The sequence below is a fragment of the Salinispora sp. CH2A1_6 genome (genome assembly GCF_056820975.1).
This window is the reverse complement of the sequence record NZ_JBXEDG010000008.1, coordinates 78,994-103,147: the sequence shown is the minus strand read 5'-3', so window position 1 is coordinate 103,147 and position 24,154 is coordinate 78,994. Positions and strand designations below refer to the sequence as shown.

General features: G+C 70.6%; 27 protein-coding genes and 1 pseudogene. 21 read left to right on the top strand and 7 right to left on the bottom strand.

What is annotated here, in order from left to right; translation table 11 throughout:
• Positions 1–29: 29 nt before the first annotated feature.
• The 5 genes from AC1UKG_RS13180 to AC1UKG_RS13160 all read left to right on the top strand — a co-directional run bounded on the left by AC1UKG_RS13180 (position 30) and on the right by AC1UKG_RS13160 (position 4,822).
• On the top strand, positions 30–1,448 hold the full coding sequence (locus AC1UKG_RS13180; RefSeq protein WP_018742148.1) for an MFS transporter: 1,419 nt from the start codon (positions 30–32) through the stop codon (positions 1,446–1,448).
• A 90-nt stretch (positions 1,449–1,538) separates the two neighbouring features.
• Positions 1,539–1,823, top strand: coding sequence for an antibiotic biosynthesis monooxygenase (locus AC1UKG_RS13175; protein ID WP_018742149.1), 285 nt, complete (start codon positions 1,539–1,541; stop codon positions 1,821–1,823).
• Positions 1,824–1,960: 137 nt separating this feature from the next.
• Positions 1,961–3,160, top strand: a complete 1,200-nt coding sequence (locus AC1UKG_RS13170) for a hypothetical protein (protein WP_018814989.1) — start codon at positions 1,961–1,963, stop codon at positions 3,158–3,160.
• Positions 3,161–3,254: 94 nt separating this feature from the next.
• Entirely contained in the window at positions 3,255–4,631 is a 1,377-nt protein-coding gene (locus tag AC1UKG_RS13165) for a hypothetical protein (RefSeq protein ID WP_482641784.1), read from the top strand.
• 20 nt (positions 4,632–4,651) lie between these two features.
• Entirely contained in the window at positions 4,652–4,822 is a 171-nt protein-coding gene (locus AC1UKG_RS13160) for a YunG family protein (RefSeq protein ID WP_018814988.1), read from the top strand.
• Between the two features lie 57 nt (positions 4,823–4,879).
• On the opposite strand, the gene AC1UKG_RS13155 is transcribed toward AC1UKG_RS13160, so the two are convergent.
• Positions 4,880–5,203: a GYD domain-containing protein gene (locus AC1UKG_RS13155; protein ID WP_018742152.1), complete on the bottom strand. Its 324-nt coding sequence runs from the start codon at positions 5,201–5,203 to the stop codon at positions 4,880–4,882.
• 183 nt (positions 5,204–5,386) lie between these two features.
• On the bottom strand, positions 5,387–5,980 hold the full coding sequence (locus tag AC1UKG_RS13150; RefSeq protein WP_018742153.1) for a dihydrofolate reductase family protein: 594 nt from the start codon (positions 5,978–5,980) through the stop codon (positions 5,387–5,389).
• Positions 5,981–6,297: 317 nt separating this feature from the next.
• Between AC1UKG_RS13150 and AC1UKG_RS13145 the strand changes: the two genes are divergently transcribed.
• Together AC1UKG_RS13145 and AC1UKG_RS13140 are read left to right on the top strand one after the other, a co-directional pair.
• The gene (locus AC1UKG_RS13145; RefSeq protein WP_482641783.1) at positions 6,298–7,893 is read left to right on the top strand and encodes a DHA2 family efflux MFS transporter permease subunit; all 1,596 of its coding nucleotides are present in this window, start codon (positions 6,298–6,300) and stop codon (positions 7,891–7,893) included.
• A gap of 181 nt (positions 7,894–8,074) precedes the next feature.
• The gene (locus AC1UKG_RS13140) at positions 8,075–8,734 is read left to right on the top strand and encodes a DUF6642 family protein (RefSeq protein WP_018742155.1); all 660 of its coding nucleotides are present in this window, start codon (positions 8,075–8,077) and stop codon (positions 8,732–8,734) included.
• On the opposite strand, the gene AC1UKG_RS13135 is transcribed toward AC1UKG_RS13140, so the two are convergent.
• Together AC1UKG_RS13135 and AC1UKG_RS13130 are read right to left on the bottom strand one after the other, a co-directional pair.
• The gene (locus AC1UKG_RS13135; protein ID WP_018742156.1) at positions 8,728–9,369 is read right to left on the bottom strand and encodes an NAD(P)H-binding protein; all 642 of its coding nucleotides are present in this window, start codon (positions 9,367–9,369) and stop codon (positions 8,728–8,730) included. The two genes, AC1UKG_RS13140 and AC1UKG_RS13135, sit on opposite strands and share 7 nt — an antisense overlap.
• Before the next feature lie 9 nt (positions 9,370–9,378).
• The gene (locus tag AC1UKG_RS13130) at positions 9,379–9,567 is read right to left on the bottom strand and encodes a hypothetical protein (RefSeq protein WP_018814987.1); all 189 of its coding nucleotides are present in this window, start codon (positions 9,565–9,567) and stop codon (positions 9,379–9,381) included.
• Between AC1UKG_RS13130 and AC1UKG_RS13125 the strand changes: the two genes are divergently transcribed.
• The 6 genes from AC1UKG_RS13125 to ctaD all read left to right on the top strand — a co-directional run bounded on the left by AC1UKG_RS13125 (position 9,553) and on the right by ctaD (position 16,612).
• Positions 9,553–10,146: a pentapeptide repeat-containing protein gene (locus AC1UKG_RS13125; RefSeq protein WP_018742157.1), complete on the top strand. Its 594-nt coding sequence runs from the start codon at positions 9,553–9,555 to the stop codon at positions 10,144–10,146. The two genes, AC1UKG_RS13130 and AC1UKG_RS13125, sit on opposite strands and share 15 nt — an antisense overlap.
• Before the next feature lie 150 nt (positions 10,147–10,296).
• Positions 10,297–10,728: a nitroreductase family deazaflavin-dependent oxidoreductase gene (locus tag AC1UKG_RS13120; RefSeq protein ID WP_018742158.1), complete on the top strand. Its 432-nt coding sequence runs from the start codon at positions 10,297–10,299 to the stop codon at positions 10,726–10,728.
• A 225-nt stretch (positions 10,729–10,953) separates the two neighbouring features.
• Entirely contained in the window at positions 10,954–11,235 is a 282-nt protein-coding gene (locus AC1UKG_RS13115; RefSeq protein WP_018723180.1) for an adhesin, read from the top strand.
• A gap of 409 nt (positions 11,236–11,644) precedes the next feature.
• A complete protein-coding gene (locus tag AC1UKG_RS13110; protein ID WP_018742159.1) occupies positions 11,645–13,441 on the top strand; it encodes a glycoside hydrolase family 15 protein in 1,797 nt (598 codons plus the stop codon).
• Positions 13,442–13,571: 130 nt separating this feature from the next.
• Entirely contained in the window at positions 13,572–14,681 is a 1,110-nt protein-coding gene (locus AC1UKG_RS13105; protein ID WP_026271626.1) for an FAD-dependent monooxygenase, read from the top strand.
• Between the two features lie 173 nt (positions 14,682–14,854).
• Positions 14,855–16,612, top strand: a complete 1,758-nt coding sequence (gene ctaD / locus AC1UKG_RS13100; protein WP_018742161.1) for an aa3-type cytochrome oxidase subunit I — start codon at positions 14,855–14,857, stop codon at positions 16,610–16,612.
• Positions 16,613–16,683: 71 nt separating this feature from the next.
• Here the strand turns inward: ctaD and AC1UKG_RS13095 are convergent.
• The 3 genes and pseudogenes from AC1UKG_RS13095 to AC1UKG_RS13085 all read right to left on the bottom strand — a co-directional run.
• A pseudogene (locus tag AC1UKG_RS13095) lies at positions 16,684–16,923 on the bottom strand (MFS transporter); the annotation flags it as partial.
• Between the two features lie 15 nt (positions 16,924–16,938).
• A complete protein-coding gene (locus AC1UKG_RS13090; RefSeq protein WP_018814986.1) occupies positions 16,939–17,520 on the bottom strand; it encodes an isochorismatase family protein in 582 nt (193 codons plus the stop codon).
• Between the two features lie 11 nt (positions 17,521–17,531).
• Positions 17,532–18,818 (bottom strand): nicotinate phosphoribosyltransferase, encoded by a 1,287-nt coding sequence (locus tag AC1UKG_RS13085; protein WP_018814985.1) that lies wholly within the window; start codon positions 18,816–18,818, stop codon positions 17,532–17,534.
• Positions 18,819–18,985: 167 nt separating this feature from the next.
• On the opposite strand from AC1UKG_RS13085, the gene clpS reads away from it, so the two are divergent.
• The 8 genes from clpS to rdgB all read left to right on the top strand — a co-directional run bounded on the left by clpS (position 18,986) and on the right by rdgB (position 24,095).
• Positions 18,986–19,276 carry an ATP-dependent Clp protease adapter ClpS gene (clpS, locus tag AC1UKG_RS13080; RefSeq protein WP_018742164.1) on the top strand — a complete coding sequence of 97 codons (291 nt, stop codon included), beginning with the start codon at positions 18,986–18,988 and terminating at the stop codon, positions 19,274–19,276.
• Between the two features lie 2 nt (positions 19,277–19,278).
• Positions 19,279–19,773 (top strand): DUF2017 domain-containing protein, encoded by a 495-nt coding sequence (locus AC1UKG_RS13075; protein WP_196230300.1) that lies wholly within the window; start codon positions 19,279–19,281, stop codon positions 19,771–19,773.
• 55 nt (positions 19,774–19,828) lie between these two features.
• On the top strand, positions 19,829–20,317 hold the full coding sequence (locus AC1UKG_RS13070) for a M67 family metallopeptidase (protein WP_018742166.1): 489 nt from the start codon (positions 19,829–19,831) through the stop codon (positions 20,315–20,317).
• A 69-nt stretch (positions 20,318–20,386) separates the two neighbouring features.
• Positions 20,387–20,725 carry a MoaD/ThiS family protein gene (locus AC1UKG_RS13065; protein ID WP_482641782.1) on the top strand — a complete coding sequence of 113 codons (339 nt, stop codon included), beginning with the start codon at positions 20,387–20,389 and terminating at the stop codon, positions 20,723–20,725.
• Positions 20,726–20,737: 12 nt separating this feature from the next.
• The gene (locus tag AC1UKG_RS13060) at positions 20,738–21,703 is read left to right on the top strand and encodes a PLP-dependent cysteine synthase family protein (protein WP_482641781.1); all 966 of its coding nucleotides are present in this window, start codon (positions 20,738–20,740) and stop codon (positions 21,701–21,703) included.
• 168 nt (positions 21,704–21,871) lie between these two features.
• A complete protein-coding gene (locus AC1UKG_RS13055) occupies positions 21,872–22,618 on the top strand; it encodes an MBL fold metallo-hydrolase (RefSeq protein ID WP_026271624.1) in 747 nt (248 codons plus the stop codon).
• Positions 22,619–22,705: 87 nt separating this feature from the next.
• Positions 22,706–23,431 carry a ribonuclease PH gene (rph, locus tag AC1UKG_RS13050; protein WP_018742170.1) on the top strand — a complete coding sequence of 242 codons (726 nt, stop codon included), beginning with the start codon at positions 22,706–22,708 and terminating at the stop codon, positions 23,429–23,431.
• Positions 23,432–23,480: 49 nt separating this feature from the next.
• Entirely contained in the window at positions 23,481–24,095 is a 615-nt protein-coding gene (rdgB, locus tag AC1UKG_RS13045; RefSeq protein WP_018742171.1) for an RdgB/HAM1 family non-canonical purine NTP pyrophosphatase, read from the top strand.
• Positions 24,096–24,154 lie beyond the last annotated feature (59 nt).

Here is a 24,154-nt window from a genome sequence, read left to right as displayed (position 1 = left end):
TGGAGCGGTTCGAAAGGAACGGGGGAGTCGTGCAGAACCGACGTGTCGTCGTGCTGGTCGCTGTCCTGGTGTCGACCTTCGCGTTGCCGCTGTCGCTGACCGGGGCCTCGGTGGCGCTGCCGGAGATCGGGCGGGGCCTCGACGCCGACCTGGCCGGGGTGCAGTGGGTGGTCAACGGCTACAACGCCACCTTCGCCAGCTTCATGCTCGCCACGGGTGCCCTGGCCGACCTGGTTGGTCGGCGGCGGGTCTTCGCCGTCGGGCTTGTGATCTTCGCCGGGGCAGGGCTACTCGCGAGCGCCGCCGGCGACGTCCTCCTGCTGAACCTGTTGCGCGCACTCGCCGGCGTCGGTGCGGCTGCCGCCGCGACCAGCGCGGGGGCGTTGCTGGCCAACACGTTTCAGGGGCGGGCCCGGACGCGTGCGTTCAGCGTCTTCGGGATGGCCATCGGTGCTGGCCTGGCTTTCGGGCCGACGATCGCGGGGCTGCTGATCGATCTTCTGGGGTGGCGGGCGGTGTTCGCCGTGCCCGCGTTGGTGGCGGTGGCGGTGCTGCTGCTGGTGCCGTGGCTGCCGGAGTCGCGTCAACCGCACGCGGGCCGGCTCGACTGGGGTGGGACCGTCTCCTTCACCGTCGCGCTACTACTGTTGATCTTTGGCTTCGTGCAGGGGCCGGCGTACGGCTGGGACGACCCGAGGATCGTGGCCGCCTTTGCGGCGACGGTGATCCTGTTCGTGGCCTTCGTCCGGGTGGAGCGGTCTCACCCCGAGCCGATGTTCGACCTGACCCTCCTGGCCAGTCCGCGCTTCGTCGGCATCTGTCTGGCGGCGGCGACCGTCGTCGCGGTCCTGGTGCCGCTGCTGGTGTATCTGCCGTCCTACCTCACCACGGTGGTCGGGATGACGCCCAGCGCCGCCGGCCTGACCCTGGTGCTGCTCACCGCGCCGACGGTGGCGTTGCCGCTGCTCGCCGGGGCGCTGACCCGGTGGGTGTCGGCGTCAGCGGTGATCGTCGTCGCCGTTCTGACGGTCGCCTCGGGGGCGGCGTGGGCGACCGTGCTCGCCCCGACCAGTGGCCCGGCTGACCTGGCCGGCCCGCTGCTCGTCATCGGTACCGGCATCGGGTTGTCCATCGGGCTGCTCGACGCGCTCGCCATCGGTAGTGTCCCGCCGCATCGGGCCGGCACCGGCGCCGGGATGATCAATACGGCGCGATTGGCGAGCGAGACCGTCGCCATCGCGGTCGTCGGGGCGGTGCTGGCGAGCACCACCGCGGGTCGGCTCGCCGAGCCTGGCTTCACCAGCGGGCTGCGGACGGTGCTCTGGGCCATGGCCGGTGTGGCGGCGCTCGCCGCGCTGACCGTCGCGGTGCTGGTCCGCCGCGATCGACGCCAACGCGACCAGCCGGGCTTGCGTGAGGGGGCGGGGCGCGGGCTTCGACGGTCGTAGGCTGGCTGGTGAGATTTCGTCCGCCGGCGACGGTCGAAGACCGGCTGGTGGGATCTCGCCAGTGGATCACAAGTCTGGGAGGTCCGGCAGGTGCTCATCGTCGCCGGAAGCATGTACGTCGACCCGGAGGATCGAGAAAGCTACCTCGCCGGGTGCCTTGAGGTCGTGACGGCTGCGCGGGGCGCGGCCGGCTGTCTCGACTTCACGATCAGTGGGGACCTGGTCGAGCCCGGCCGGATCAACGTGTACGAGCGTTGGGAGACCGAGGAGCAGCTGCTGACCTTTCGCGGTGCCGGCCCGACCGAGGAGCAGCAGGTGGCGATTCGAGACGCGAAGATCTTTCGGTACGAGATCTCTGCCGTCGAGACGCCCTGACGAGGCCGGTCCGCCTATCGTCTGAATCACTCCGTCGATCGGACACATTGTTCGCCGTAAGCCGTCCCTCGCGGGGTTACCCCAGAGTTATTCCTGGTGACACCCCCGAATGGTGGCCTACGCGGCGGAGGGTCGGCGTGGCGATGACTGGCTCGACGGGTTCGACGTGGCGGTACCGGTGGGCGTACCGGCAGAACGAACGGCGACAGCGGGTGTTCCGCGAGGCCGACGGGGCGTGGCGGCGGCGGGACGAGGAGCTGCGGCGCCTACGGACCCTCGCCGAGGAGCTCGGTGGCTCGGTTGACGCGGGTGCGGGTCTCCCGATCGAACTCGACCCCGGGGAGACGGTCTGTTGGGTGCTGCCCGCCGCCCAACTGGTCGAGGTGCGGCGCGCGGTGGTGCTCCCCGCACCCGAGCTGACGGTCACCCTGCAACCCGGTCCGCTGCGCAGGCGGCGCTCGGACGGCGTGCGGATCGCGGACACCGGTATCGCCGTGATCACCAACCGTCGGCTGGTCCTGCTCGGTGGGCGCGGCCGGCGAGACTGGGCGTACGGGAAGATGACCGGTCTGGCGCACGACTCCCGCGCGCCGGTGACGCTGATCCAGGTGCTCGACCGGCGGCGCGCCTCCGGCCTGCTGCTGCCGGCGGATGCGGCGGCCGACTTCCGGTTCAAGCTGAGTGTGGCCTTCGCGGACGCGATCGAGCAGCGGGAGGCGGTGCTCGCCCAACTCGACGAGGCCCTTGTCGAGCACGCTCAGCGCAAGCCACTGCGCCCCGCCGTTGTCACGCCCGCGCAGGCGCGGCTGACGGGGTTCGTCCTCGGTGGTGCGCGGACGGTGGCGGTCGCCGCCGGGATCGCCCTGTTGGTTCCGGCGGCGTTGATCGTCTCCGCCCCGTCCGCCCCGTCCGACTCGATCCGGACGGAGGTGGCGGCGGCGACGGCCGGGGACGCGACGGAACCGCCAACCGTAGCCGCCTCGGTTACCGCTACCACCTCGGCGAGAGCCACCGCCTCGGCTACCGCTGCCACGGCCGCCGGTGCGGTTGCCGCCGAGGCGGGGTCGCCAGCACCGACGCCGATCGCGGCGCCAGACCTGTGCGGCGCCCCGACCAACCCGCTGGGGTACGGCTTCTGCGCTGGTGACCCGATCCGGAAGCCGGCCGCCGAGGTGTGTGACTGGTTCGACTGCGTGCCCGGATTCTGGGCCGGCCAGGGGTATCTGGTGCAGTGTGGGAACAGTTCGGTCAGTCTCGCTGGCGGCAGCCTGCGCGCCTGTGGGCAGCACGGCGGCGTCTGGCGAACTGTCCGGGCGCTGAGCCCGCAGTCAGGATGAGGTCCCTCTGGGGTCCGTGTCGTCCAACTGCCGAGGCCGTACCCGCCAGAAGGGACGACCGTATCCAACCCAGATGTGAAACGTTGTTCTGTACGTGACGGCGACCTCACCCCGCCTCGTGCGTGGTCCCCGACCGCCCTGGCGGTCCCGGTGGGCCGACCGGGAAAACGACCGGCGACGGCGTGTTCATGCGGCCGAGGCTGCTGCTTGGCGCCGCCGTGCCGACGAGCTGACCCGGCTGCGGGTCGAGGTCGGCCTGCTTGGGTCTGGCCCGCCGAGGAGCGTGCCGGTGCAACTCTGTCCCGGTGAGGTGGTCCACCGCGTCTTCCCGGCCGTGGAGTTGGTCGAGGCCGTCACCGGGAACGTCGGCCGGCTACCCGTGCCCGGGCGGGCGCTGGACCTGGCCGGCACCGACCAGCCGCCGCGTCCGCTGCCGCCGGGGATTCGGGCGGTGGAGGCCGGCAGCGGCGTGGTGACCGACCGGCGCGTGATCTTCCTCGGCCGGCACCGACAACGGGACTGGTGGTTCGAGGAGTTGGTCGCCCCGGCCCACCATCGCAGTTCGCCGCTGACCCTGCTGCCCACCGTCAACGGATCCCCGGTGGCCGGGCTGCTGGTGGCGCGTCCGGTGACCCTGACCTTCCGCTTCCACCTCACGCTCGCCTTCGCCGATGGTCTCGGCAACCGAGATGCGGTCGCGGCCTGCCTGGATGAGCTGGTCGCCAAGCACCAGCGCACCCGGCCGACGGTGCCCGCGGTCGCCCTGCCGGAGCAGGCACCGGTGCGGGCCCGGTTGAGTAACCGCCGGTGTGTCGGCGCCGTAGCGGCGGTCGCCGCCTCGGTGGTGGCTGCTTTCGTCGTCACCCCCGGGGTGGCGCTGCCGCCGGCCGCGCCGATGGCGGGGCCCGACCGGTCCGAATCCAGTGACGCCTCCGGCCCGGCCGGCCCAGCACCGAGCAGCCGACCGGTGCCCCCCGCGTCACCGCAGCCCCCCGCGTCACCGCAGCCCGCCGCGGTGCCGCCGTCGACCGCGGTGCCGCCGTCCACCGTGGTGGTGCCGCAGGCACGACGACCCCCCGTTGAAACACCGGTACCGCACCGCCCCGAGCCGTCGCACCATGCCGAGCCGTCGCACCATGCCGAGCCGTCGCACCATGCCGAGCCGTCGCACCATGCCGAGCCGTCGCACCACCCCGATCGGCCGCACCACCCCGATCGGCCGCACCACCCCGATCGGCCGCACCATGCCGATCGGCCGCACCACCCCGATCGGCCGCATCGCTCCGGGGACGGGTGGGACGCCAAATGCGGGTGGCACTGCGGGCCGAAACGCTGGAATGACCGGTCGTCCTCGGTCGGCCAGGACGGTCGGTCCAGCTGGTGGGAGCCCGGTCGCGACCGCGCCGCCGGGCGGGATGGGACGGGAGACCCGGGCGACGGACGCTCGCACGGTGTGACGAATCTGCCGTAGCCCGCTGGCAGGGTCCGAGCATGCCCTGGACTGCGACGAACTCGGCCCGTGGGCAGTGCGGCGGGACGGCGCTCGTGCTGCGTGAGCTGATCGGCGGCGAGCTGCTGCGCGCAGTGGTGCTGCGGCGGGACGGGTCCCGGCAGGGCATGCACCTGTGGAGCCGCCTCCCGGAGGGGTGGGGATCGACCTGACCCGCTACTCCGGCACCGGGTGCGCGGCATGCGTGGCCTACCGTCCGACGGAGTGGTTCACGTCTGACCCGGCGCCTGGTAGGTGACCGGCGTCTGGGCTGCTTCGTCGATCTCCTCTGGCGTGATCAGCGGGATGACCTCGGCTCTCACTCCACCCGTCGCCCGGGCGGCGATGCCGAGCGCGGCGGTGGTCATGTTGTCCGGAACCTCGCAGGAGACGAAGAGGTCGTGTTTGCCGATCGCGAAGTACAACGACTCCACCCGCCCGCCCGCGTTTTCGATCAGCGCCCGGACCACCTCTGCCCGTGCCGTTCCACCCTGCTCACTCACCCCCGCCACCCCCTGGGTGGTGTAGGTCGCTTGAAAGAGGTACTTCGCCACGCCCCTACCACCTTCCCGGGCACCCGCGGCCCGGTCCATTGGTACCCGCTCGCCGCCCGGATACGCCTCAGTCGCCTGGCTGTTCGCGGACCCGGTGGCGGGCGGAGGGCTGCAGGACTCAGGGCTGTGTCCGCGGCCCGGGACAACCGGGGGTGCGGGTCGCCGCGTCGTACGCCGGGTGGATTATCGCTGCGTGGATGGCGGTAGTACGCCGTACCGGAGCAGGACGGTGTCGAAGTTGTCGAAGGCGCGAACGCCCAGACGTCGGAGCGAGACCGGGTGCTTGAACAGGGGGGTGCCGCCGGCGAGGGCGGCGGGGCCGAGGAGCACGTGGATCTCGTCGATCAGACCGTGCTGGAGTAGCCCGTTCCAGGTGGCCCGGCTGGCCCAGGTGACGATCTCTCTGCCGTCCTGCTCCTTGAGCCTGGCGATCTCGGTGGGGGCGGCGGCCCGGCTGATGATGCGGGTGTTGTCCGCCCAGGGGTGGTCGGCCGGGGGCGGGGAGGCGTGGTCGGAGACGACCACCTTGTCGACCACGTTGTAGATCTTTGAGAACTCCCGGTCGGCCTCGAAGGCGGTGCTGTCGTCGGCGACGCCGGGCCAGTAGTTGGCGAACATCGCGTAGGAGTTCGCGCCGAGCAGTACGGTGTCGGCGGCCTGGATCCGCTCGAGGTTGTAGGTGCCGAAACAGTTCTCCATCGGCACTGTCCCGCCGGCGGCGGGGCCGTCGTAGAAGCCGTCCATCGACACGGCACTGACCACGATGAGTGTTCGCATCTCGCTCCCTTTTGGTGCGCGTTTCTCGGCTGCCGGGTGGGGGCGCGGTGGGGCCCGCGCCCTCCGCTCGGTCGTCGGGGTTCGTGGGTGGGACGGAGCAGGGGTGGGGATTTCGACATCATCCCCGGGTCGGCCACGCCGTGACGAGGAACACCTGCCAGCGGGTTTCTGCGAGCGTCAAAATCGTCGGCGAGTTGTCGGTGGGGAGGGCTAGTCTTCCTGCGGTTCCGCTCTTCCTGGCCAACCGCCGCCCATGGCGGCTGTCGTGGCGTGCCTGCAGCGACCTTCCCTCGGCCGAACCGACATCAGGAGAATTCGTGACACAACAATCGGTCGCGTCCCCCCAGCCGGGCGCGACATCGGACAAGCTTGACGCCACGGTGCTCAAGGTGGCAGGCGTGGTCGTGCTCGGCGCGATCATGTCGATCCTCGACGTGACGGTGGTCAGCGTCGCGCTACCGACCTTCCAGAGTGAGTTCGACGCGTCCTACGCCCGGGTCGCGTGGACGATGACCGGCTACACCCTCGCCCTGGCCACGGTGATCCCGCTGAGCGGGTGGGCGGCCGACCGGTTCGGCACGAAACGCCTCTACATGATCGCCCTGGCCCTGTTCACCATCGGGTCCGGTCTCTGTGCCACCGCGGACACGATCAGCGAGCTGATCGCGTACCGGGTGCTGCAGGGCCTCGGGGGCGGCATGCTGATGCCGATCGGCATGACGATCATGACCCGGGCGGCGGGGCCGCACCGGATCGGGCGGTTGATGGCCGTCCTGGGCATCCCGATGCTGCTCGGTCCGATCGGTGGTCCGATCCTGGGCGGCTGGCTGATCGACGTGGCGAGCTGGCACTGGATCTTCCTGATCAACCTGCCGATCGGGCTGCTCGCCCTGGTCTACGCGCGGCTGGCCCTCCCGAAGGACGCTCCGGAGCCGTCCGAGTCGTTCGACTTCCTCGGCATGCTGATGCTCTCCCCGGGGCTGGCGCTCTTCCTCTACGGCGTCTCCACGCTGCCCGAGGTGGGCACTTTCGCCGACCCTGAGGTATGGGTGCCAATGCTGCTCGGCGCCGCGCTGGTCGTCTCCTTCGTCCGCTACTCCTTCAAGCCCCGGCACCCACTCCTCGACCTGCGGCTGTTCCGGAACAGCAGGTTGACCATCGCGTCGGTGACGATGTTCGTGTTCATTGTCGCGTTCATGGGCGCCGGTCTGCTCTTCCCGAGCTACTTCCTGCAGGTGCGCGGGGAGTCGACCCTGCACGCCGGCCTTCTCATCGCGCCGCAGGGCATCGGTGCGATGGTGACGATGCCGATCGCCGGGACGCTCGCCGACCGGGTGCCCGTGGGGCGAACGGTGCCGTTCGCGTTGGTGCTGATCGCCGCCGGGTTCTTCACCTTCACGCAGGTCGGGCCAGAGACCTCGTACTTGTTGATCTGTGGCTCGTTGTTCGTCATGGGTCTGGGCATGGGCGGCACGATGATGCCGATCATGACCTCGGCGCTGCGGACGCTGACCGGGCCGGAGGTAGCCCGCGGCTCTACCCTGCTGAACATCATCCAGCAGATCGGTGGTTCGGTCGGCGCGGCGGTGATGTCGGTGATCCTCACCAACGAGTTGAACGGATCCCGGCCGATCCCCGGCCTGACCGGTCCAAACGGGGAGCCGGTCACCGAGGCGGGCCTGGCGATCAGCGCCCAGCGGCAGCCGGAACTGGCCCAGCAGGTCCCAGACCCGACGCTCATCGAGCGCGGGCTCGCCTTCGCCGCCGACTCCTTCGCCACCACGTTCTGGGTGGCCTTCGCGCTGGTCCTGCTCACCTTCATCCCGGCCGCGTTCCTGCCCCGGCGGCGGGATCGGTCACCGTCGCGCGACGACCAGCCGGGCGAGCCGCGCACCCCGGTGGTTGTTCACTGAACCTCCCGGTGTCGGGGTCATCGCGGTGCCCCGACACCGGGCCTCACCCCGGGCCCGTCGGAGCTGGTCACCGCGTCTCGCCCGCACGGGCCACGGCCCTTCGCGCCACACCAGGCGGTGACGCCCGGCCTGCCGCCGCCCAGCCGGTAACGTCGGCGCCGCTGACGAGGGGAGGTACCAGATGGCGCGCGGCGGTGTCTTCTGTATCGAGGGCCAGTGGCACCGTGACCTCAACGAGCGCGGTTCGGTCCTGCCCACCCTGGAACTGCTGGAGCGACTGAGCCGGATCCGGTTTATCCACAAGGACGCGGCGACCCGGGACGAACTGTTCTACTTCGTTGACCGTTGGCTGCTCAAGCAGTACGCCGACTACCGGGTCGGCTTCTTCGCCACCCATGGGGAGCCCAGCCGGTTGCGCCTGACCGACTGGGAGTCGGTGGCCCTCACCGACGTGGCCGAGCTGATGGCTGGCCGCGGTGAGGGGCGGCGTCTCTACTTCGGCAGCTGCTCGGTGTTGCGCGCCAACGACGCGGTGCTGCGAGCGTTCCTGGATTCCACCGGTGCGGCCCTGATCTGCGGCTTCACCCGGGAGGTCGACTGGGTGGAGTCCGCCGCCTTCGAGACCGTGCTGCTCGACGTGCTCGCCAACGGGCAGCGGCACAACGCGGCTGAACTACGAATGGGTTCGGCGCACTGGGCGCCACTCGCCTCGTACCTCGGCTTCCGGGTGATCTACGCCAACGGCCGCTCCTGGCGCCCGCCGGTCCGCCCCCGGGTGCCCGCGCAGCCCGCCCGCCCGCCGCGCCCGCCGACCACCAGGCCGACGGTGTCGGGTCAGTAGGCAGCGGTGAAACGGGTGTTCTCGTGCCGTGGGTTCTCGATCTCGTCAACGATCGCGACGGCCATGTCCTGGTAGCTGAGGACCGACCGGCCCTCGTGATCGGTTACCGGGTGGTCCCCGCCGGTGCGGTAGTGCCCGGTCCGGGCGCCGGGGTGGAACTCCAGCGGCGGTGGTGACACGTACGTCCAGCGCACCCCGTCGGCCGCGGACCGGTAGTACGCCAGGGCGTCGGCTTGGCCCAGCGCGGCGTCCCGGTACTCCTGGGGGAAGTCGGGCTCGTCCAGGAACCGGCCGCCTCGCGGGGTGCAGAGCGTGGCCCCGCCCCCCAGGTGGATGATCCGGGGCGGGCTCGGTGTCCCGCGAACCGCGCTGACCAGCGTTCGCGCCGCGTCTAGCCAGAGGCCGCGTTCCCCGCCACCGATCGCCACCACCAGCGCGTCCGCCTCCGGGGCCAGCTCCCGTACGCTCCGTTCGCTGGTCGCGTCCCCGGTCACCACCTGCACTCCTGCCGGTAGGTATGAGGTGGCCTCCGGCCGACGTACCGCAGCGGTGACCCGGTGCCCGCGGTGGAATGCCTCCTGGGTGATCTGGGAGCCCGCGGTTCCGCCCGCCCCGAAGACGACGATGTTGCCCACGCCCTCAGGCTAGGGATGCCGCCCGGCCACCGCCCGGGGAACGCTGATCTCGGCCCCGCGCGGCACGTCGCCGTCCGGCAGTGCGGCCGCGCTGCCCTCGTCGTCGCGGCTGCGCTGCCCTCGTCGCTGCGGGTGCCGGTTCGGTCGGCCGTTGTTGTCGGTGTCGGGAAGTAGCCTGGCGCGATGCCGGATCAGCACGATGGGGTAACCCTCCGCGACGAGGACTGGTATGGCGAGGAGATCGCCGAACGACACTACGTCGGCTGCCATTTCGAGCGGGTCGACCTCACCGAGGCGACCACCCGTGGCGCGCTCTTCACCGGGTGCACGTTCGGCAACGTCAGCTTCAACGCCTCCCGACATATCAACACGGCCTTCACGCGCTGTGTCTTTCGCCGCTGCAACTTTTTCGCTGCCGAGTTCACCGGCTGCAAGCTGATCGGCAGCACTTTCGACCAGTGTGACCTGCGGCCGCTGACGATCGTCGGTGGTGACTGGTCATTTGTCGCGCTGCCGGGCGCCGATCTGCGCGGCGCGCGCATCGTTGACGTCCGGATGCGCGAGGCCGACCTGACCCGAGCGGATCTGCGCGGCGCGACCGTCACCGGGGTCGACCTGTCCGGGGCGCAGTTGCCACACGCGAAGCTGTCCCGCGCCGACCTGCGTCGCAGCGACCTCACCAACCTTGATCCGGTCGGGGTGGAGCGGGCTGGGGCGATCGTCAGCGCCGAGCAGGCGGTGGTGCTGGCCCAGGCGCTCGGCTTTCAGATCGGCTGATCCGGGCCGCTCGGCAGCCACACCGCACCGCGCCGCCCCGACCGGAGCCACCCGGTGGTCGTGCCGCGCTGACCGGGCGAACCGGTCGAGTGGCCGCGGGACCCGATAGCGTGGGGGCAATAGATCGACCACAGAGGATGGGAGTCGTTGATGGCCGAGCAGGTGCAGGACAGTCCCACGGACTGGGTGGCCGACCACATCGCTCGATACGAACGCACCGACGGCGCGGACGGGCATGAGTTTCGGCCCGGCGTGTTCACGCTGCTGCTGACCACCCGGGGACGGAGAAGCGGTTCGCTGCGGCGTACCGCGCTCATCTACGGACGCGACGGCGACGCGTATCTGTTGGTCGCCTCGCAGGGGGGCGCGCCGAAGCATCCTTCCTGGTACCTCAACCTGCGCGCTGATCCGCGGGTCGAGGTGCAGGTCGGTGCGGAGCGGTTCACCGCCCGGGCGCGGGTGGCGAGCCCGGAGGAGAAGCCGCGAATGTGGGCCACGATGGCGGCGATCTGGCCAGATTACGACGACTACCAGGCCCGGACCGACCGGGAGATCCCGGTGGTGGTCCTCGAGCGGAGCTGACCGTCCGTCCCTGCGTTAGCACGGTGGCCCCGACCTGTGGGCTGGGGCACTGGTTTTCACCCGATCAGGTACGGGCTGGCGGCCCGGGATGACGCAGGCCCCCGCCAAGGGGCACCGTTGGCGTGCGGGACCCAACGCGGTCCCGGGCCACGGCGGCGATCGCCGCCGGTTCCCCGGCCCCATCTGCGGCCGGTGGCGAATCCCAGGACCATGAGGAGCTCCGCCATGCTGACCATGACCGACAACGCCGTGCTGGTGATCCGAGACCTCGCCAATCAGCAGGACGTCGCGAATGACGGTGGGGTCCGGATCGCCGCCGACCCGGAGGAGGGCTCGCTCACCGTGCAACTGGTCGAGGGCCCCGTCGCCGGTGACCAGGTGGTGGACAACCAGGGCGCCCGGATATTCCTCGACTCGGACGCGGCCCAACTGCTCGGGGATGCCGCTGTGGACGTGACCGTGGACGAGGAGGGCATCGTGCAGTTCGGCTTCACCGAGCAGCCATGACCCGAGCTTCCCTCGGCGCGTGCGGGCACCCGGCGTTGGGGTGCCCGACCGGACCCGGCGCTATCCGCTGACGGGCCCCTACACCCGAGCGCCCCACCGCTGCGCAGGGCGGCGGTGGGGCAACGAGTGCACGGTGCCGTCCGACCCGCGTCGGTACGTCGCCGCGCTCTGGCCGTCTCCCACCAGCGCAGCCGTACGGCGGTACACCAGCGGGGACTTGGCGAGACCGGGTCAGTGCGGCCGGGCTGGAGGTCGCAGGGCCGGTCGGGCAGACTCTTCCCGCTCAGCCCGGGCGCAAACGGCGGGACAGCGGCGAAAGTACGGACAGCGCCGAAGTGGCCGGACCGTTTTCGAGGTGCGGGCAGCGCCGAACCGGCCTGACCGGCCGGGTTCGGGGTATCCGCGGTGGGTGGACCAGCCGACGATCGCCGACTACGGGTTCCTGTCCGACTGTCGCTCCGGCGCGCTGGTCGGTCGGAACGGCTCCATCGACTGGTGGTGCCCGGATCGGTTCGACTCTCCTGCGGTGTTCGGGCGGATCCTCGATCCCGAGGCGGGCCACTGGCGGCTGGCACCGGTCGACGCGGACCGTCCCGGGTGGCGGGTGGAGCGCGCGTACCGGCCGGAGACTCTGGTGCTGCGTACCGTCCACCACACGCCGGAGGGGAGCGTCGCGGTCACCGACGCGCTCGCCGCCGAACGCGGGGCGCGGGGGCACCAGCTTGGCCTGAACTCGCCCGCGGTGTTGCTGCGGTGCGTCGAGGGGCTCTCCGGGCGGGTGCGGCTGGCGTCGGAGTTCGTGCCCCGTCCTGACCACGGACTGCTCACCCCGTACCTGCACGACCAGCCGGGCGGGACAGTGCTGGCCATGGCCGGTGCGACGGTGGTGGAGCTCTGCGCGGATTCGCTGACCCTGTGCGCCGGGACGGACCGGGTGCATACCGAGTTCGAGGTCGCGGCTGGAGAGACTGTCGGCTTCGCCGCCGGCTATCGGGCGGCCTACGGTGGCCAGTCGGTGCGGCTGGATCCGTCGGCCATGCTGGCCGAGACGGTGCAGGCGTGGGAGGCCTTCCGGGAGACCCACCGTTACCAGGGGTGCTACCCGGAGCTGGTGCGGCACAGCGCCGTCGTGCTGACCGGGCTCACCTATGCCCGTAGTGGCGCGGTCGCCGCGGCGCTCACCACCTCCCTGCCGGAGCAACTCGGCGGAGACCGCAATTACGACTACCGGTACGCCTGGCTACGCGACTTCTCGATGACGCTGCGGGCCCTCTGGGTGGCGGCCTGCCCGGCGGAGGCGTCCCGGTTGTTCACCTGGGCGGCGCATTCGATCGGTCAGGTCGGTGCCGAGCCGGTGCCGGTGCTCTTCGGGCTGGCGGGGGAGCGGGACATCTCCGAGCACGTCGCGGAGCACCTGCGCGGGTACGCGGACAGCCGCCCGGTGCGGTTCGGCAACGACGCCTGGCGGCAGCGGCAGCTCGACGTACCCGGTGAGGTGGTGGCGGCGGTGTGGCGCCTGCACCACCTGCTCGGTGACCCCCTCGACTACGAGGTGCGCGAGATGGTGTGTGGGCTGACCGAGCAGGTCGCCGAGACCTGGCAGCTGCCGGACCGAGGCATGTGGGAGACCCGGGACACGGACCGGCACCACCTGTCGTCGAAGGTGCTCTGCTGGGTGGCGCTGGACCGGGCGGTGGCGTTGGCGCCCCGGCTCGGTGAGCGCGCGGACCCGCATCGCTGGGCGACGATCCGCGACGAGATCCGGGACACCGTGCTGCGGTCGGGGTGGAGTGAGCGGGCTGGGGCGTACACCGGGGTGTTCGGCTCCGACGAGCTGGATGCCTCCGTGTTGTTCCTGCCGGTGGTGGGCTTTCTGCCGGCCACCGATCCGCGGATGCGGGCCACGATCGACGCGGTGGAGCGGGTCCTGGGTGCCGGGGGTGGGCTGATCCGGCGGTGGGAAACCGATCCGGCCGGCTTCCTGCTCTGTAGCTTCCTACTGGTCGAGTGCCTGGTGCTGGCCGGGGAGCGGGAGCGTGCTGGGGCGCTGTTCGAGCGGGCGGCCGGGTACGCCAACGATGTCGGGCTGCTCAGCGAGCAGATCGACCCGCGCACCGGCGTGCAGCTCGGTAACACCCCGCAGGCCCTGTCCCACATCGGTTTGATCAACGCCGCCTGGCGGCTGACCGATCCGACCACCGACTAGGGCGGGCCCGGCGAGTTGTCGGCTTCCGCCGGGTGTCCGGCGGACGCCGGAGACTGGTGTGGGTCGATAGCTCCAAGTAATGTCTTGCCTCCAACGCGTGCCCCCGACCCTCCCGGAGGCGTACACCACCATGGGTGGCTTCCCCCTGCGTATCCTCGTCGTCGGTGCGGGTCTCGCCGGTCTTGCCGTGGCCCGGGCGCTGCAGATGGCGGGTTTCCGACCGGACCTCATCGACAGGCTCTCCCCCGGCGACCTGGTGGACAGCGGCCTCTACCTGCCGGGCAACGCTGACCGGGCGCTGCGCCGGCTCGAACTGGACGGCCCGGTCCGCCCGCTCGGCCAGGTGATCCGCCGACAGTATTTCCGCGACGCCACCAGCGCGCCGCTCTGTGAGGTCGACCTCGACGCGCTCTGGTCCGGAGTCGGCCAGTGCCGGGCGTTGCTCTGGAGCGAACTGCACCGCGTCCTGCTCACCGGGGCCGGGGGAGTCGTGCGGTACGGAGTTGGGCTCGACGCCGTTGACCTCTTCCCGACGACCGTCGGCATTACCTTCGCCGGCGGTGAGACCGTCGAGTACGACCTGGTGATCGGCGCCGACGGTCCGCGATCCGAGGTCCGCGCCCTCGCCGCGCTGGGCGGTCCGCCCCGCCGCACCGGCCAGGTGGTCTACCGCGCCGTGGTGCGCGACGGCCCGCCGGTAACGGAGTGGACCGCGTTGCTCGGCCACCAGACCGGCTTTCTGATCGTTCCGGTCGGCCCCGGTCGGCTGTACTGCTACGCCGACGAATCCGGTGTCGTCGCACCGGCCGACCCGATGACCCGGCTCGGCGAGTTGTTCGGCGACTACGGTGGACCGATCCCGGAGGTGCTGGACTGTCTGGGACACGTGCGGGCCACCGTGACCGAGGAGGTCGAGCTGGGCCGTTGGCACCGGGGGCGGGTGCTGTTGGTCGGGGACGCCGCGCACGCCACCGCGCCGACCCTGTCGCAGGGGGCCGCGATGGCGCTCGAGGACGCCGTCGTGCTCGCCGAGTCGCTGCGGAGGTCGACCGGCGACATCGACGCGGCGCTGACGGCGTACGAGAGCCGCCGCCGCCCGCGAACCCGCTGGGTGCGGGACCGGACCCGGGACCGCAACCGGACCCGGGACGTCGCACCGGCGTTGCGGGACCCGTTGCTGCGGGGGCGGGGTGGGCGCATCTTCGGCGACCACTACCGGCTGCTTCTGGGGCCACTGTGAGTCCGTTCGGCTGCTCGCCCCGAGGCGGGTAACGGACATGGGACTCGTGTCCGGGCAGAGTACCCGGCCACCCCACGCAGCCGGGCCACCTGTCGGGGACTATCCTCCTTGCGGATGACGGCCGCTTTCCGCACAGCGTGCCGAGCGGGACAACCCAGAACCGGAGGCCACTCGTGACCACCGTCGCACCCAAGCCGGTCGTGACCCGGCCCTGGCCGGTCCGAGAGCCGGTTCAGGGGTCGGCTTTCGCGCGGCTGCTGCGCACCACGGACGCGAAGCAGATCGGGATCATGTATATGGTCACCGCGTTCGCGTTCTTCATGATCGGTGGGCTGATGGCCCTGATCATGCGGGCCGAGCTGGCACGGCCCGGGCTGCAGTTCCTGTCACCGGAGCAGTTCAACCAGCTGTTCACGATGCATGGCACGATCATGCTGTTGTTCTTCGCGACGCCGATCGTCTTCGCCTTCGGCAACTACCTCGTGCCGATCCAGATCGGCGCCCCGGATGTCTCCTTCCCGCGGCTGAACAGCTTCGCCTACTGGCTCTTCCTCTTCGGCGGCACCCTGACCACCGCTGGCTTCATCACGCCGGGTGGCGCCGCTGACTTCGGCTGGTTCGCCTACACCCCGCTGAGTAGCGTGGAGCACTCGCCGGGCGTGGGCGCCAACATGTGGGTCGTCGGTCTGGCGATCTCCGGTCTGGGCACGATCCTCGGCTCGGTCAACATGATCACCACGATCCTGACCCTCCGTGCGCCCGGCATGACCATGTTCCGGATGCCGATCTTCACCTGGAACATGCTGGTCACCAGCCTGCTGGCGCTGCTGATCTTCCCGCTGCTGGCCGCCGCGCTCTTCGCGCTCGCCGCCGACCGCATCCTCGGTGCCCACGTGTACGACCCGGCGACCGGCGGGCCGCTGCTCTGGCAGCACCTCTTCTGGTTCTTCGGGCACCCCGAGGTGTACATCATCGCGCTGCCGTTCTTCGGTATCGTCTCCGAGATCATCCCGGTCTTCTCCCGCAAGCCGATCTTCGGCTACAAGGGCTTGGTCGCCGCGACCGTCGCCATCGCCGCCCTGTCGATGAGCGTCTGGGCGCACCACATGTTCGCCACCGGCCAGGTGCTGCTGCCCTTCTTCAGCTTCCTGAGCTTCCTCATCGCCGTCCCCACCGGCATGAAGTTCTTCAACTGGATCGGCACCATGTGGCGGGGGCAGATCAGCTTCGAGTCACCGATGCTCTTCTCGGTCGGCTTCCTGGTCACCTTCCTCTTCGGTGGTCTCACCGGCGTGCTGCTGGCCAGCCCGCCGCTGGACTTCCACGTCTCCGACTCGTACTTCGTGGTGGCCCACTTCCACTACGTGCTCTTCGGCACGATCGTCTTCGCCGTCTTCGCCGGCATCTACTTCTGGTTCCCGAAGATGTTCGGCCGGATGCTCGACGAGCGGCTCGCCCGGGTGCACTTCTGGCTGACCATGGTGGGCTTCCACACCACCTTCCTGGTGCAGCACTGGCTCGGTAACGAGGGTTTCCCCCGGCGGTACGCCGACTACCAGGCGATCGACGGCTTCACGACGTTGAACATGATCTCCACGGTCGGTGCGTTCATCACCGGTATCTCGACGTTGCCGTTCATCTACAACTGCTGGAAGTCGTACAAGTCGGGTCCGGTGGTCGAGGTCGAGGACCCGTGGGGGCACGGCAACTCGTTGGAGTGGGCGACCAGCTCGCCGCCGCCGTTGCGGAACTTCGACCGGATGCCACGGATCCGCTCCGAGCGGCCCGCGTTCGACCACAAGTTCCCCGAGCTGGCCACCGGGCAGACCCCCTTGGCCGCCGCCCCGTCCGAGGGTGGGGTCAAGCTGCTGACCAGGGAAGCCGATGGTGGCGCCAGCCAGGACGTGGCGAGCGACCGAGACCGCCACTGACGCTTCGCCGTACGCACCGACGACGGGCGCCGCTCCGGGGGGAATACCCCGGGCCGGCGCCCGTCGTCGGTCAGCCCGACCGGGATCGTGGCGGTGCCCAGCGCCGCCAGCAGCACCAGCGGAGCCGGGGACCGGGTGATCGCCCCGTACGCGAAGCCGCCGATCAGCGAGGCGAGCGCTCAGACGCCCAGCACGGCGACCATTCGGGCGGTGAGCCACTCCCGCCGCGGCACCTTTCGTCGCGGGCCGGCCGCGTCGCTGGCGCCCCGGACCGGTGGATTGCGCAGGAAGAGCCCGATGCCGGCGGCGACGAACGTGTTAACGGCTCATGCGGCCCTGATCACAGGCGTTCCCTGGGTGCTGATCCCGGCGCCGGCGAAGGCTCGTAGTGCCGCGTCGGCCGTGTCGGGCCCAATGGCGGCGGTCAGGTCCAGCCGGACGGTGGTCTGGAAGCCCTCCTCGGCCGCGTCCAGGGCGGTGGCCCGGACACAGAAGTCGGTGGCGAGCCCGACGATCTCCACCTGGTCAACCGCGTGCCGCCGGAGCCAGTCGGCCAGGCACTCGCCCTGGTCCGTGTGCCCCTCGAAACCGGAGTACGCCGCGGCGTGCTCGCCCTTGTGGAAGATCACCTCGATTCGGTCGGTGACCAGGTCGGGGTGGAACTCCGAGCCGGGCGTCCCCACCACGCAGTGCGGGGGCCACGAGTCGACGAAGTCCGGCGGATCGCCGAAGTGCGCCCCGGGATCGATGTGGTAGTCCTTCGTCGCCACCACGTGGTTCCAGCGGTCCGGTGCGCTGGCGAGGAGCTGGCTGACCCCGGCCGCGACGCTGCTGCCGCCGCCGACAGCGAGTGAGCCGCCCTCGCAGAAGTCGTTCTGCACGTCCACGATGATCAGTGCGTTGCCCATGTGTCGCTCCTTCAGTCGGCCGGTACGACCGTGACCGGAATGGCCGGATCGCCGGCGGAGAGCTTCAGTCCTTCCCAGGGGATCGAGATCAGGCACTGCCGCAGGTGCTCCCGCGACTCGTCCAGCGTCGGCTGCGCCGTGATTGCACCCCCCGCCAGGTAGGTGTGTTGCAGCAGCCGGTCGTTGGGCTGCCGCTCCGGCACGCCCTGCGGCACGATCACCTCCTCGGTGGCGGTGCCGGTCGGTTTGTGCCGGCGGACCGCCACCTTGCGGCCGCCGATGGTGGCCTTCTGTTCGGAACGCTTGACCACCGGGCGCCCCTCGACTTCGACGAGCTTGTACACCAGGCTGGCGGTCGGTGCGCCGGAGCCGGTGACGACGGCCGTGCCGGCGCCGTACATGTCCACCGGTTCGGCGGCGAGTGCGGCGATGGCGTACTCGTCGAGGTCGCCGGAGACAATGATCTTCGTTTCGGTGGCGCCGAGCGAGTCGAGCAGGTCCCGGGACTGCTGCGCCATGACCGCCAGGTCACCGGAGTCGATCCGGATCGCCCGCAGGTCCGGCCCGGCCACCGCGATCGCGTTGCGGATGCCCTGGCCGATGTCGTACGTGTCGACCAGCAGGGTGGTGTCCCTGCCCAGCGTCGCCACCTGGGAGGCGAATGCTGTCCGCTCGTCCTCGTGCAGCAGGGTGAAGGCGTGCGCTGCGGTGCCCGCGGTGGGAATGCCGTAGCGCTCGCCGGCGGCCAGGTTGGAGGTGAACCGGAAGCCGGCCAGATAGGCGGCGCGGGCCGTCGCTACCGCCGCCTCCTCGTGGGTGCGTCGGGAGCCCATCTCGATCAGGGTGCGTCCGCGGGCGGCGGTGACCATCCGGGTGGCTGCCGCCGCGGTGGCGCAGTCATGGTTGAGCACCGACAGCACCAGCGTCTCCAGCACGACGCACTCGGCGAACGTGCCCGAGACGGTGAGGATCGGCGATCCGGGGAAGAAGAGCTCCCCCTCGGCGTAACCGTCGATGTCGCCGGTGAAGCGGTAGGCGGTGAGCCACTGCGCGGTGGCGTCGTCCACCACCCCGGTTCGCCGGAGGAATTCCACCTCATCGACATCAAAGCGGAAATCCCGGATCAGCTCCACCAGTCGACCGGTACCCGCCACGACACCGTAGCGGCGCCCCGTCGGTAGCCGCCGGCTGAACACCTCGAACACGCAGCGGCGGTCGGCGGTGCCGTCCCGCAGCGCGGCGCGGACCATGGTCAGCTCGTAGTGGTCGGTCAGCAGCGCGGGGCCCAGGGTGCTCACCCGGCTCAGCCTAGAGTTCCCACGCGCTCCGTACCGCCCTGGCCCAGGAACAATCGTGGTGCTCGCCGTCACCTTGTCGCCGGCCGTGGCGCCCGCGCCGGCGTCGGCCGGCGAGCGGTCGGTGTTCCGGTTCCTCGATTCGGCGGATCCGGTGGCACGATGGGGGCATGGCGGCTCCACAGGTTGCACCACTCGAGACGCCGGACACCGACGAGGTGCCGGCGCCCGACCGACCGTGGGTGACGATCGTTTGGGATGACCCGGTCAATCTGATGGCGTACGTGACCTGGGTCTTTCAGAAGTTGTTCGGTTACAGCCGAGGGCGGGCCGAGCAGCTCATGCTGGACGTTCACCACAAGGGCAAGGCGGTCGTCTCCAGCGGTACCCGGGAACGGATGGAGCACGACGCGGCGCAGCTGCACGCGTACGGGCTCTGGGCGACGGTGGATCGGGCGTGAGCATGTTCCAGCGCTGTAGTGGCCACTACGTGGCCACCTTCGCGGTAGACGAGGTCCGCGTCCTGCGGAAGGTCGCCACCGAGGTGGTCGGCCTGCTCACCGACGCGTTCGACCACGCCGACCCGGTGGTCGTGCGGCTCTTCCCGGAGGTCTACCCGGACGACGCGGCGGACGCCGCGGAGTTTCGTCAGTACACCGAGGGAGACCTGAAGACGGCGAAGATCGACCAGGCCGGCGCGATTCTCGCGGCGCTCCCCGACGACGCCGGTGGCGAGGTCCGGCTCGATGGCGAGGCGGCCGAGGCGTGGTTGCGGGCGCTCAACGACGCCCGGCTGGCGATGGGCGTCCGGCTGGAGATCCGGGACAGCACCGATCTCGGCGCGGAGCTCGATGACGCGGTCGCCACGGATTCGGGGTCCAGTCGGATGTTCCAACTGTCGGTCTACGCGTATTTGGGCTACTTGCAGGAGTCCCTGCTCAGCGCATTGATCGACTGATCCGTGACCGGTGCCACCTCGCCGGCCAGCACGGGCAGACGCTACGCTGGTCGGCGTGCTGAGCATCGACCGGGCGATCGTGGACGCGATCATCGCCCATGCCCGTCGGGACCACCCCGACGAGGCGTGTGGCGTGGTCGCCGGTCCCGCCGGTAGCGACCTTGCCACTCGGCACATCCCGATGGAGAACGCCGCCCGTTCCATGACGTTCTACGAGTTCGACTCCATGGAGCAGCTACGGGTGTGGCGGGAGATGGACGACCGGGACGAGGCGCCCGTCGTCATCTACCACTCGCACACCGCGACCGAGGCGTACCCATCGCGCACCGACGTCTCCTTCGCCGGTGAGCCCGACGCGCACTACCTGCTCGTCTCCACCCGTGAGCCCGACTCCGAGGAGATTCGCTCCTTCCGGATCGTGGATGGCGTGGTGACCGAGGAGACGGTCCGCATCCTGGACGCCGGGGTGGACCCGCACGCCGTGCAGTCCTACATGTTCGGGCAGAGCCCGGCGACGGTCGACTACGAGTGTTCTGGCCGCTGAAACCAGCGCGGTAACACCCCACCACGTCCCGTCACCATTTCGGCATTCCCGACCGAGGAGCATTGCATCATGGCCATCGAAGTTCGCATCCCCACCATCCTGCGTAGCCACACCGGCGGTGCGAAGATCGTCGAGGGGGCCGGCGACACGCTGGGCGACCTCTTCGCCGATCTGGACAGCCGGCACGACGGGCTGAAGGGCCGCCTGGTTACCGACACCGGCGCGCTGCACCGGTTCGTGAACGTCTACATCAACGACGAGGATGTCCGCTTCCTTGGCGCGTTGGAGGCCAAGATCAACGACGGCGACAGCGTGACCATCCTGCCGGCCGTCGCGGGTGGGGCCCCCAACTTCGCCGGGATGGCCGCTCCCCGCGGCCTGTACGCCGGGTCGCCAGCCGCCCGCTGAGGGGGCGGCCCCGTGGCGCGCTACGACAGTCTGCTGGACGCCAGTGGCGGAACGCCCCTGGTCGGGCTGCCCCGGCTCGCGCCGGCGGTGCCCGCTGGGGCGCCGCCGGTGCGGCTCTGGGCGAAGCTGGAGGACCGTAACCCGACCGGCAGCATCAAGGACCGGGCCGCGCTGTTCATGGTCCGTGCGGCCGAGGCGGCGGGCCGGCTCCGGCCGGGTGCCACGATCTTCGAGCCCACCAGCGGGAACACCGGTATCGCGTTGGCCATGGTGGCGAAGCTGCGCGGGTACCGGCTGGTGTGTGTGCTGCCGGAGAACGTCTCCACCGAACGGGTGCAGCTGCTGCGCATGTACGGTGCGGAGATTATCTTTTCGCCCGCGGCGGGGGGCTCGAACCAGGCCGTCGCCACGGCCAAGCAGATCGCTGCCGACCACCCCGACTGGGTCCTGCTCTACCAGTACGGAAACGAGGCCAACGCGAAGGCCCACTACCTGACCACCGGTCCGGAGCTGCTCCAGGACCTACCCACGATCACCCATTTCGTGGCCGGGCTCGGCACCACGGGCACGTTGATGGGCACCGGCCGCTACCTGCGCGAAAAGGTGGCGGGGGTCCAGGTCGTGGCCGCCGAGCCGCGCTACGGCGAACTGGTGTACGGGCTGCGCAACATCGACGAGGGGTACGTGCCGGAGCTGTACGACGCCTCGGTGCTGACCCGGCGCTTCTCGGTCGGCACCCGGGATGCCGTGCTGCGGACCCGTCAGCTGGTCGAGGTGGAGGGGCTCTTCGCTGGACTCTCCACCGGTGCGATCCTGCATGCGGCGCTGGCGGTGGCGCACGAGGCGGTCCGGGAGGGGCGCCGCGCCGACGTGGCCTTCGTGGTCGCCGACGCTGGCTGGAAGTATCTCTCGACCGGAGCATACGACGGCACTCTCGCCGAGGCGGAGGAGGCGCTGGAGGGGCAGCTCTGGGCCTGACCCACCAACTGGGACGGTGTCACGTTCGTGACACCTTTCCGGGGATGATTCATGCCTTCGGGCCGCCGAGCGTAGGCTGCCCAGCGTGGCGTACACGGCGGTTGGAGCGATGCTCTGCGGAGAGGCAACCGGCCCGGACACTACAGAATGCGACAGTGAGACGACTCAATGCGACTAACGGTGTTGGGTTGCGCCGGGAGTTTCCCCGGCCCGGACTCCCCCTGCTCGGCCTATCTGGTCGAGGCCGCGGGCTTCCGGCTCCTGGTCGACTTCGGCTCCGGGTCGCTGTCGACCCTCCAGCGTTACGTGGGGCTCCACGCTCCCGACGCCGTCCTCCTCACGCACCTGCACGGCGACCACTTCCTCGACGCCGCGCTCTACGTGGTGGTCCGCCGGTACGCCCCGGACGGCCCCTATCCGTCACTGCCGGTGTACGGCCCGGCGGGCACACCGGAGCGACTCGCCGCCCTCGCCGGAACGCCGGACGGCACGGTCGAGGATGTGTACCAGTTCTCCCCCCTGGCCCCAGGGACCTTCCCGGTCGGCCCGCTGACCGTCACCGTGGATCGGGTCAACCACCCGATCGAGACGTACGGGGTCCGGCTGGAACACAACGGTCGGGTGCTCTGCTACTCCTCCGACACCGCCCCCTGCGAGGCGCTGCTGCAGCTGGCTCAGGGAGCCGACGTGTTTCTCTGCGAGGCGAGCTACCTCGACGGGGTGGACAACCCACCGGATCTGCACCTGACCGGCGGGGAGGCCGGCGAGGTCGCGACCAAGGCCGGTGTCGGGCGGCTGCTGCTGACCCACCTCGTGGCGGCCTGGGGCAGCGAGGCACGCACCGTCGCGTCCGCCGCCGCTGCCTACGCCGGCCCGCTCGAGGTGGTCCGGCCGGGCGCGCGCTACGAGGTCTGACCGGCGTGGGCCGGCCGGGGCTTCGGCAGTCCAGTCGACCGGGACACCCCGGGGCGGGCGGCCCCCGCCACCACATAGGGTGCAGACATGGCGCGACCTGACGGGCGGCTGCCCGACCACCTCCGACCGGTGACCCTGACCCGCGGCTGGAGCACCCATCCCGAGGGCTCTGTGCTGGTGGAGTTCGGCGCCACCCGGGTGCTCTGCACCGCGAGCGTCACCGAGGGAGTCCCCCGCTGGCGCAAGGGCTCCGGCCTCGGCTGGGTCACCGCCGAGTACGCCATGCTGCCCCGGGCCACCAACACCCGCTCTGACCGGGAGAGTGTCAAGGGGCGAGTCGGTGGGCGTACCCACGAGATCTCCCGGCTGATCGGCCGTAGCCTACGCGCCTCGATCGACCTGAAGGCGCTGGGCGAGAACTCCATCGTGCTCGACTGCGACGTCCTCCAGGCCGACGGCGGCACCCGTACCGCCGCGATCACCGGTGCCTACGTGGCGCTGCACGACGCGGTGACCTGGCTCGCCACCCGCCGTTCCCTCGCCGGTCGGCCGGAGACGGTGATGCACCGCTCGGTGTCGGCGGTGAGCGTCGGCGTTGTCGCCGGTGAGCCGCGACTGGACCTCAACTACGCCGAGGACGCGACCGCCGAGGTTGACCTGAACGTGGTCTGCACCGGCGCCGGTGACTTCGTTGAGGTGCAGGGCACCGGTGAGGCGGGCGTCTTCAGCCGCGGACAGCTCGACGCCCTGCTCGACCTGGCCGTCGCCGGCTGTGTGGAGTTGGCCGAAGCCCAGCGGAAGGCGCTCTCGTGAAGGCGGCTCCGCTGCTGGCTTCCGTGGTCGTGAACGAAGGTGACTCAGCATGAACAAGGTTTTGCTCGCCACCCGGAACCGGAAGAAGCTCATCGAGCTGCAACGCATCCTCGATGGCGCCCTGGGCGCGCACCGGATCGCCCTGATCGGCCTCGACGATGTCGAGTCCTACCCGGAGCTGCCGGAGACCGGCCTGACGTTCGGTGAGAACGCGCTGATCAAAGCCCGGGAGGGCTGCCGGCGCACCGGGTTGCCCACGATCGCCGACGACTCCGGCCTGGCGGTGGAGGCGCTCAACGGCATGCCCGGTGTCTTCAGTGCCCGCTGGGCCGGCCGGCACGGTGATGACCACGCCAACCTGCAGCTGGTGTTGAACCAGATCGCTGACGTGCCGGACGAGCATCGGGGTGCGTCCTTCGTCTGCACGGTGGCCCTGGCGCTGCCCGGTGGCAAGGAGCACCTGGTGGACGGCCGGCAGGCCGGTCGCCTGCTGCGGGAGCCACACGGCGACGGTGGCTTCGGCTACGACCCGATCTTTCGCGGCGACGGGCAGGACCGGACGAACGCCGAGCTGACGCCGGCGGAGAAGGACGCGATCAGTCACCGCGGCAAGGCGCTGCGCGAACTGGCGAAGCTGGTCGCCAAGGTGTTGCCGCCGGCCTGACCTGCCGTACCCGGGCAGCGGCTACCGACCTCGGCAGCCGCTGCCCGGCGCAGCCGAGC

Coding starts and splice junctions, on each gene's coding strand:
- AC1UKG_RS13160 (WP_018814988.1), top strand. CDS start 4,652: ATGCCCTGGACTGCGACGAACTCGGCCCGTGGGCAGTGCGGCGGGACG.
- AC1UKG_RS13150 (WP_018742153.1), bottom strand. CDS start 5,980: ATGCGAACACTCATCGTGGTCAGTGCCGTGTCGATGGACGGCTTCTAC.
- AC1UKG_RS13140 (WP_018742155.1), top strand. CDS start 8,075: ATGGCGCGCGGCGGTGTCTTCTGTATCGAGGGCCAGTGGCACCGTGAC.
- AC1UKG_RS13125 (WP_018742157.1), top strand. CDS start 9,553: ATGCCGGATCAGCACGATGGGGTAACCCTCCGCGACGAGGACTGGTAT.
- AC1UKG_RS13120 (WP_018742158.1), top strand. CDS start 10,297: ATGGCCGAGCAGGTGCAGGACAGTCCCACGGACTGGGTGGCCGACCAC.
- AC1UKG_RS13115 (WP_018723180.1), top strand. CDS start 10,954: ATGCTGACCATGACCGACAACGCCGTGCTGGTGATCCGAGACCTCGCC.
- AC1UKG_RS13105 (WP_026271626.1), top strand. CDS start 13,572: ATGGGTGGCTTCCCCCTGCGTATCCTCGTCGTCGGTGCGGGTCTCGCC.
- AC1UKG_RS13090 (WP_018814986.1), bottom strand. CDS start 17,520: ATGGGCAACGCACTGATCATCGTGGACGTGCAGAACGACTTCTGCGAG.
- clpS (WP_018742164.1), top strand. CDS start 18,986: ATGGCGGCTCCACAGGTTGCACCACTCGAGACGCCGGACACCGACGAG.
- AC1UKG_RS13075 (WP_196230300.1), top strand. CDS start 19,279: ATGTTCCAGCGCTGTAGTGGCCACTACGTGGCCACCTTCGCGGTAGAC.
- AC1UKG_RS13065 (WP_482641782.1), top strand. CDS start 20,387: ATGGCCATCGAAGTTCGCATCCCCACCATCCTGCGTAGCCACACCGGC.
- AC1UKG_RS13055 (WP_026271624.1), top strand. CDS start 21,872: ATGCGACTAACGGTGTTGGGTTGCGCCGGGAGTTTCCCCGGCCCGGAC.
- rph (WP_018742170.1), top strand. CDS start 22,706: ATGGCGCGACCTGACGGGCGGCTGCCCGACCACCTCCGACCGGTGACC.
- rdgB (WP_018742171.1), top strand. CDS start 23,481: ATGAACAAGGTTTTGCTCGCCACCCGGAACCGGAAGAAGCTCATCGAG.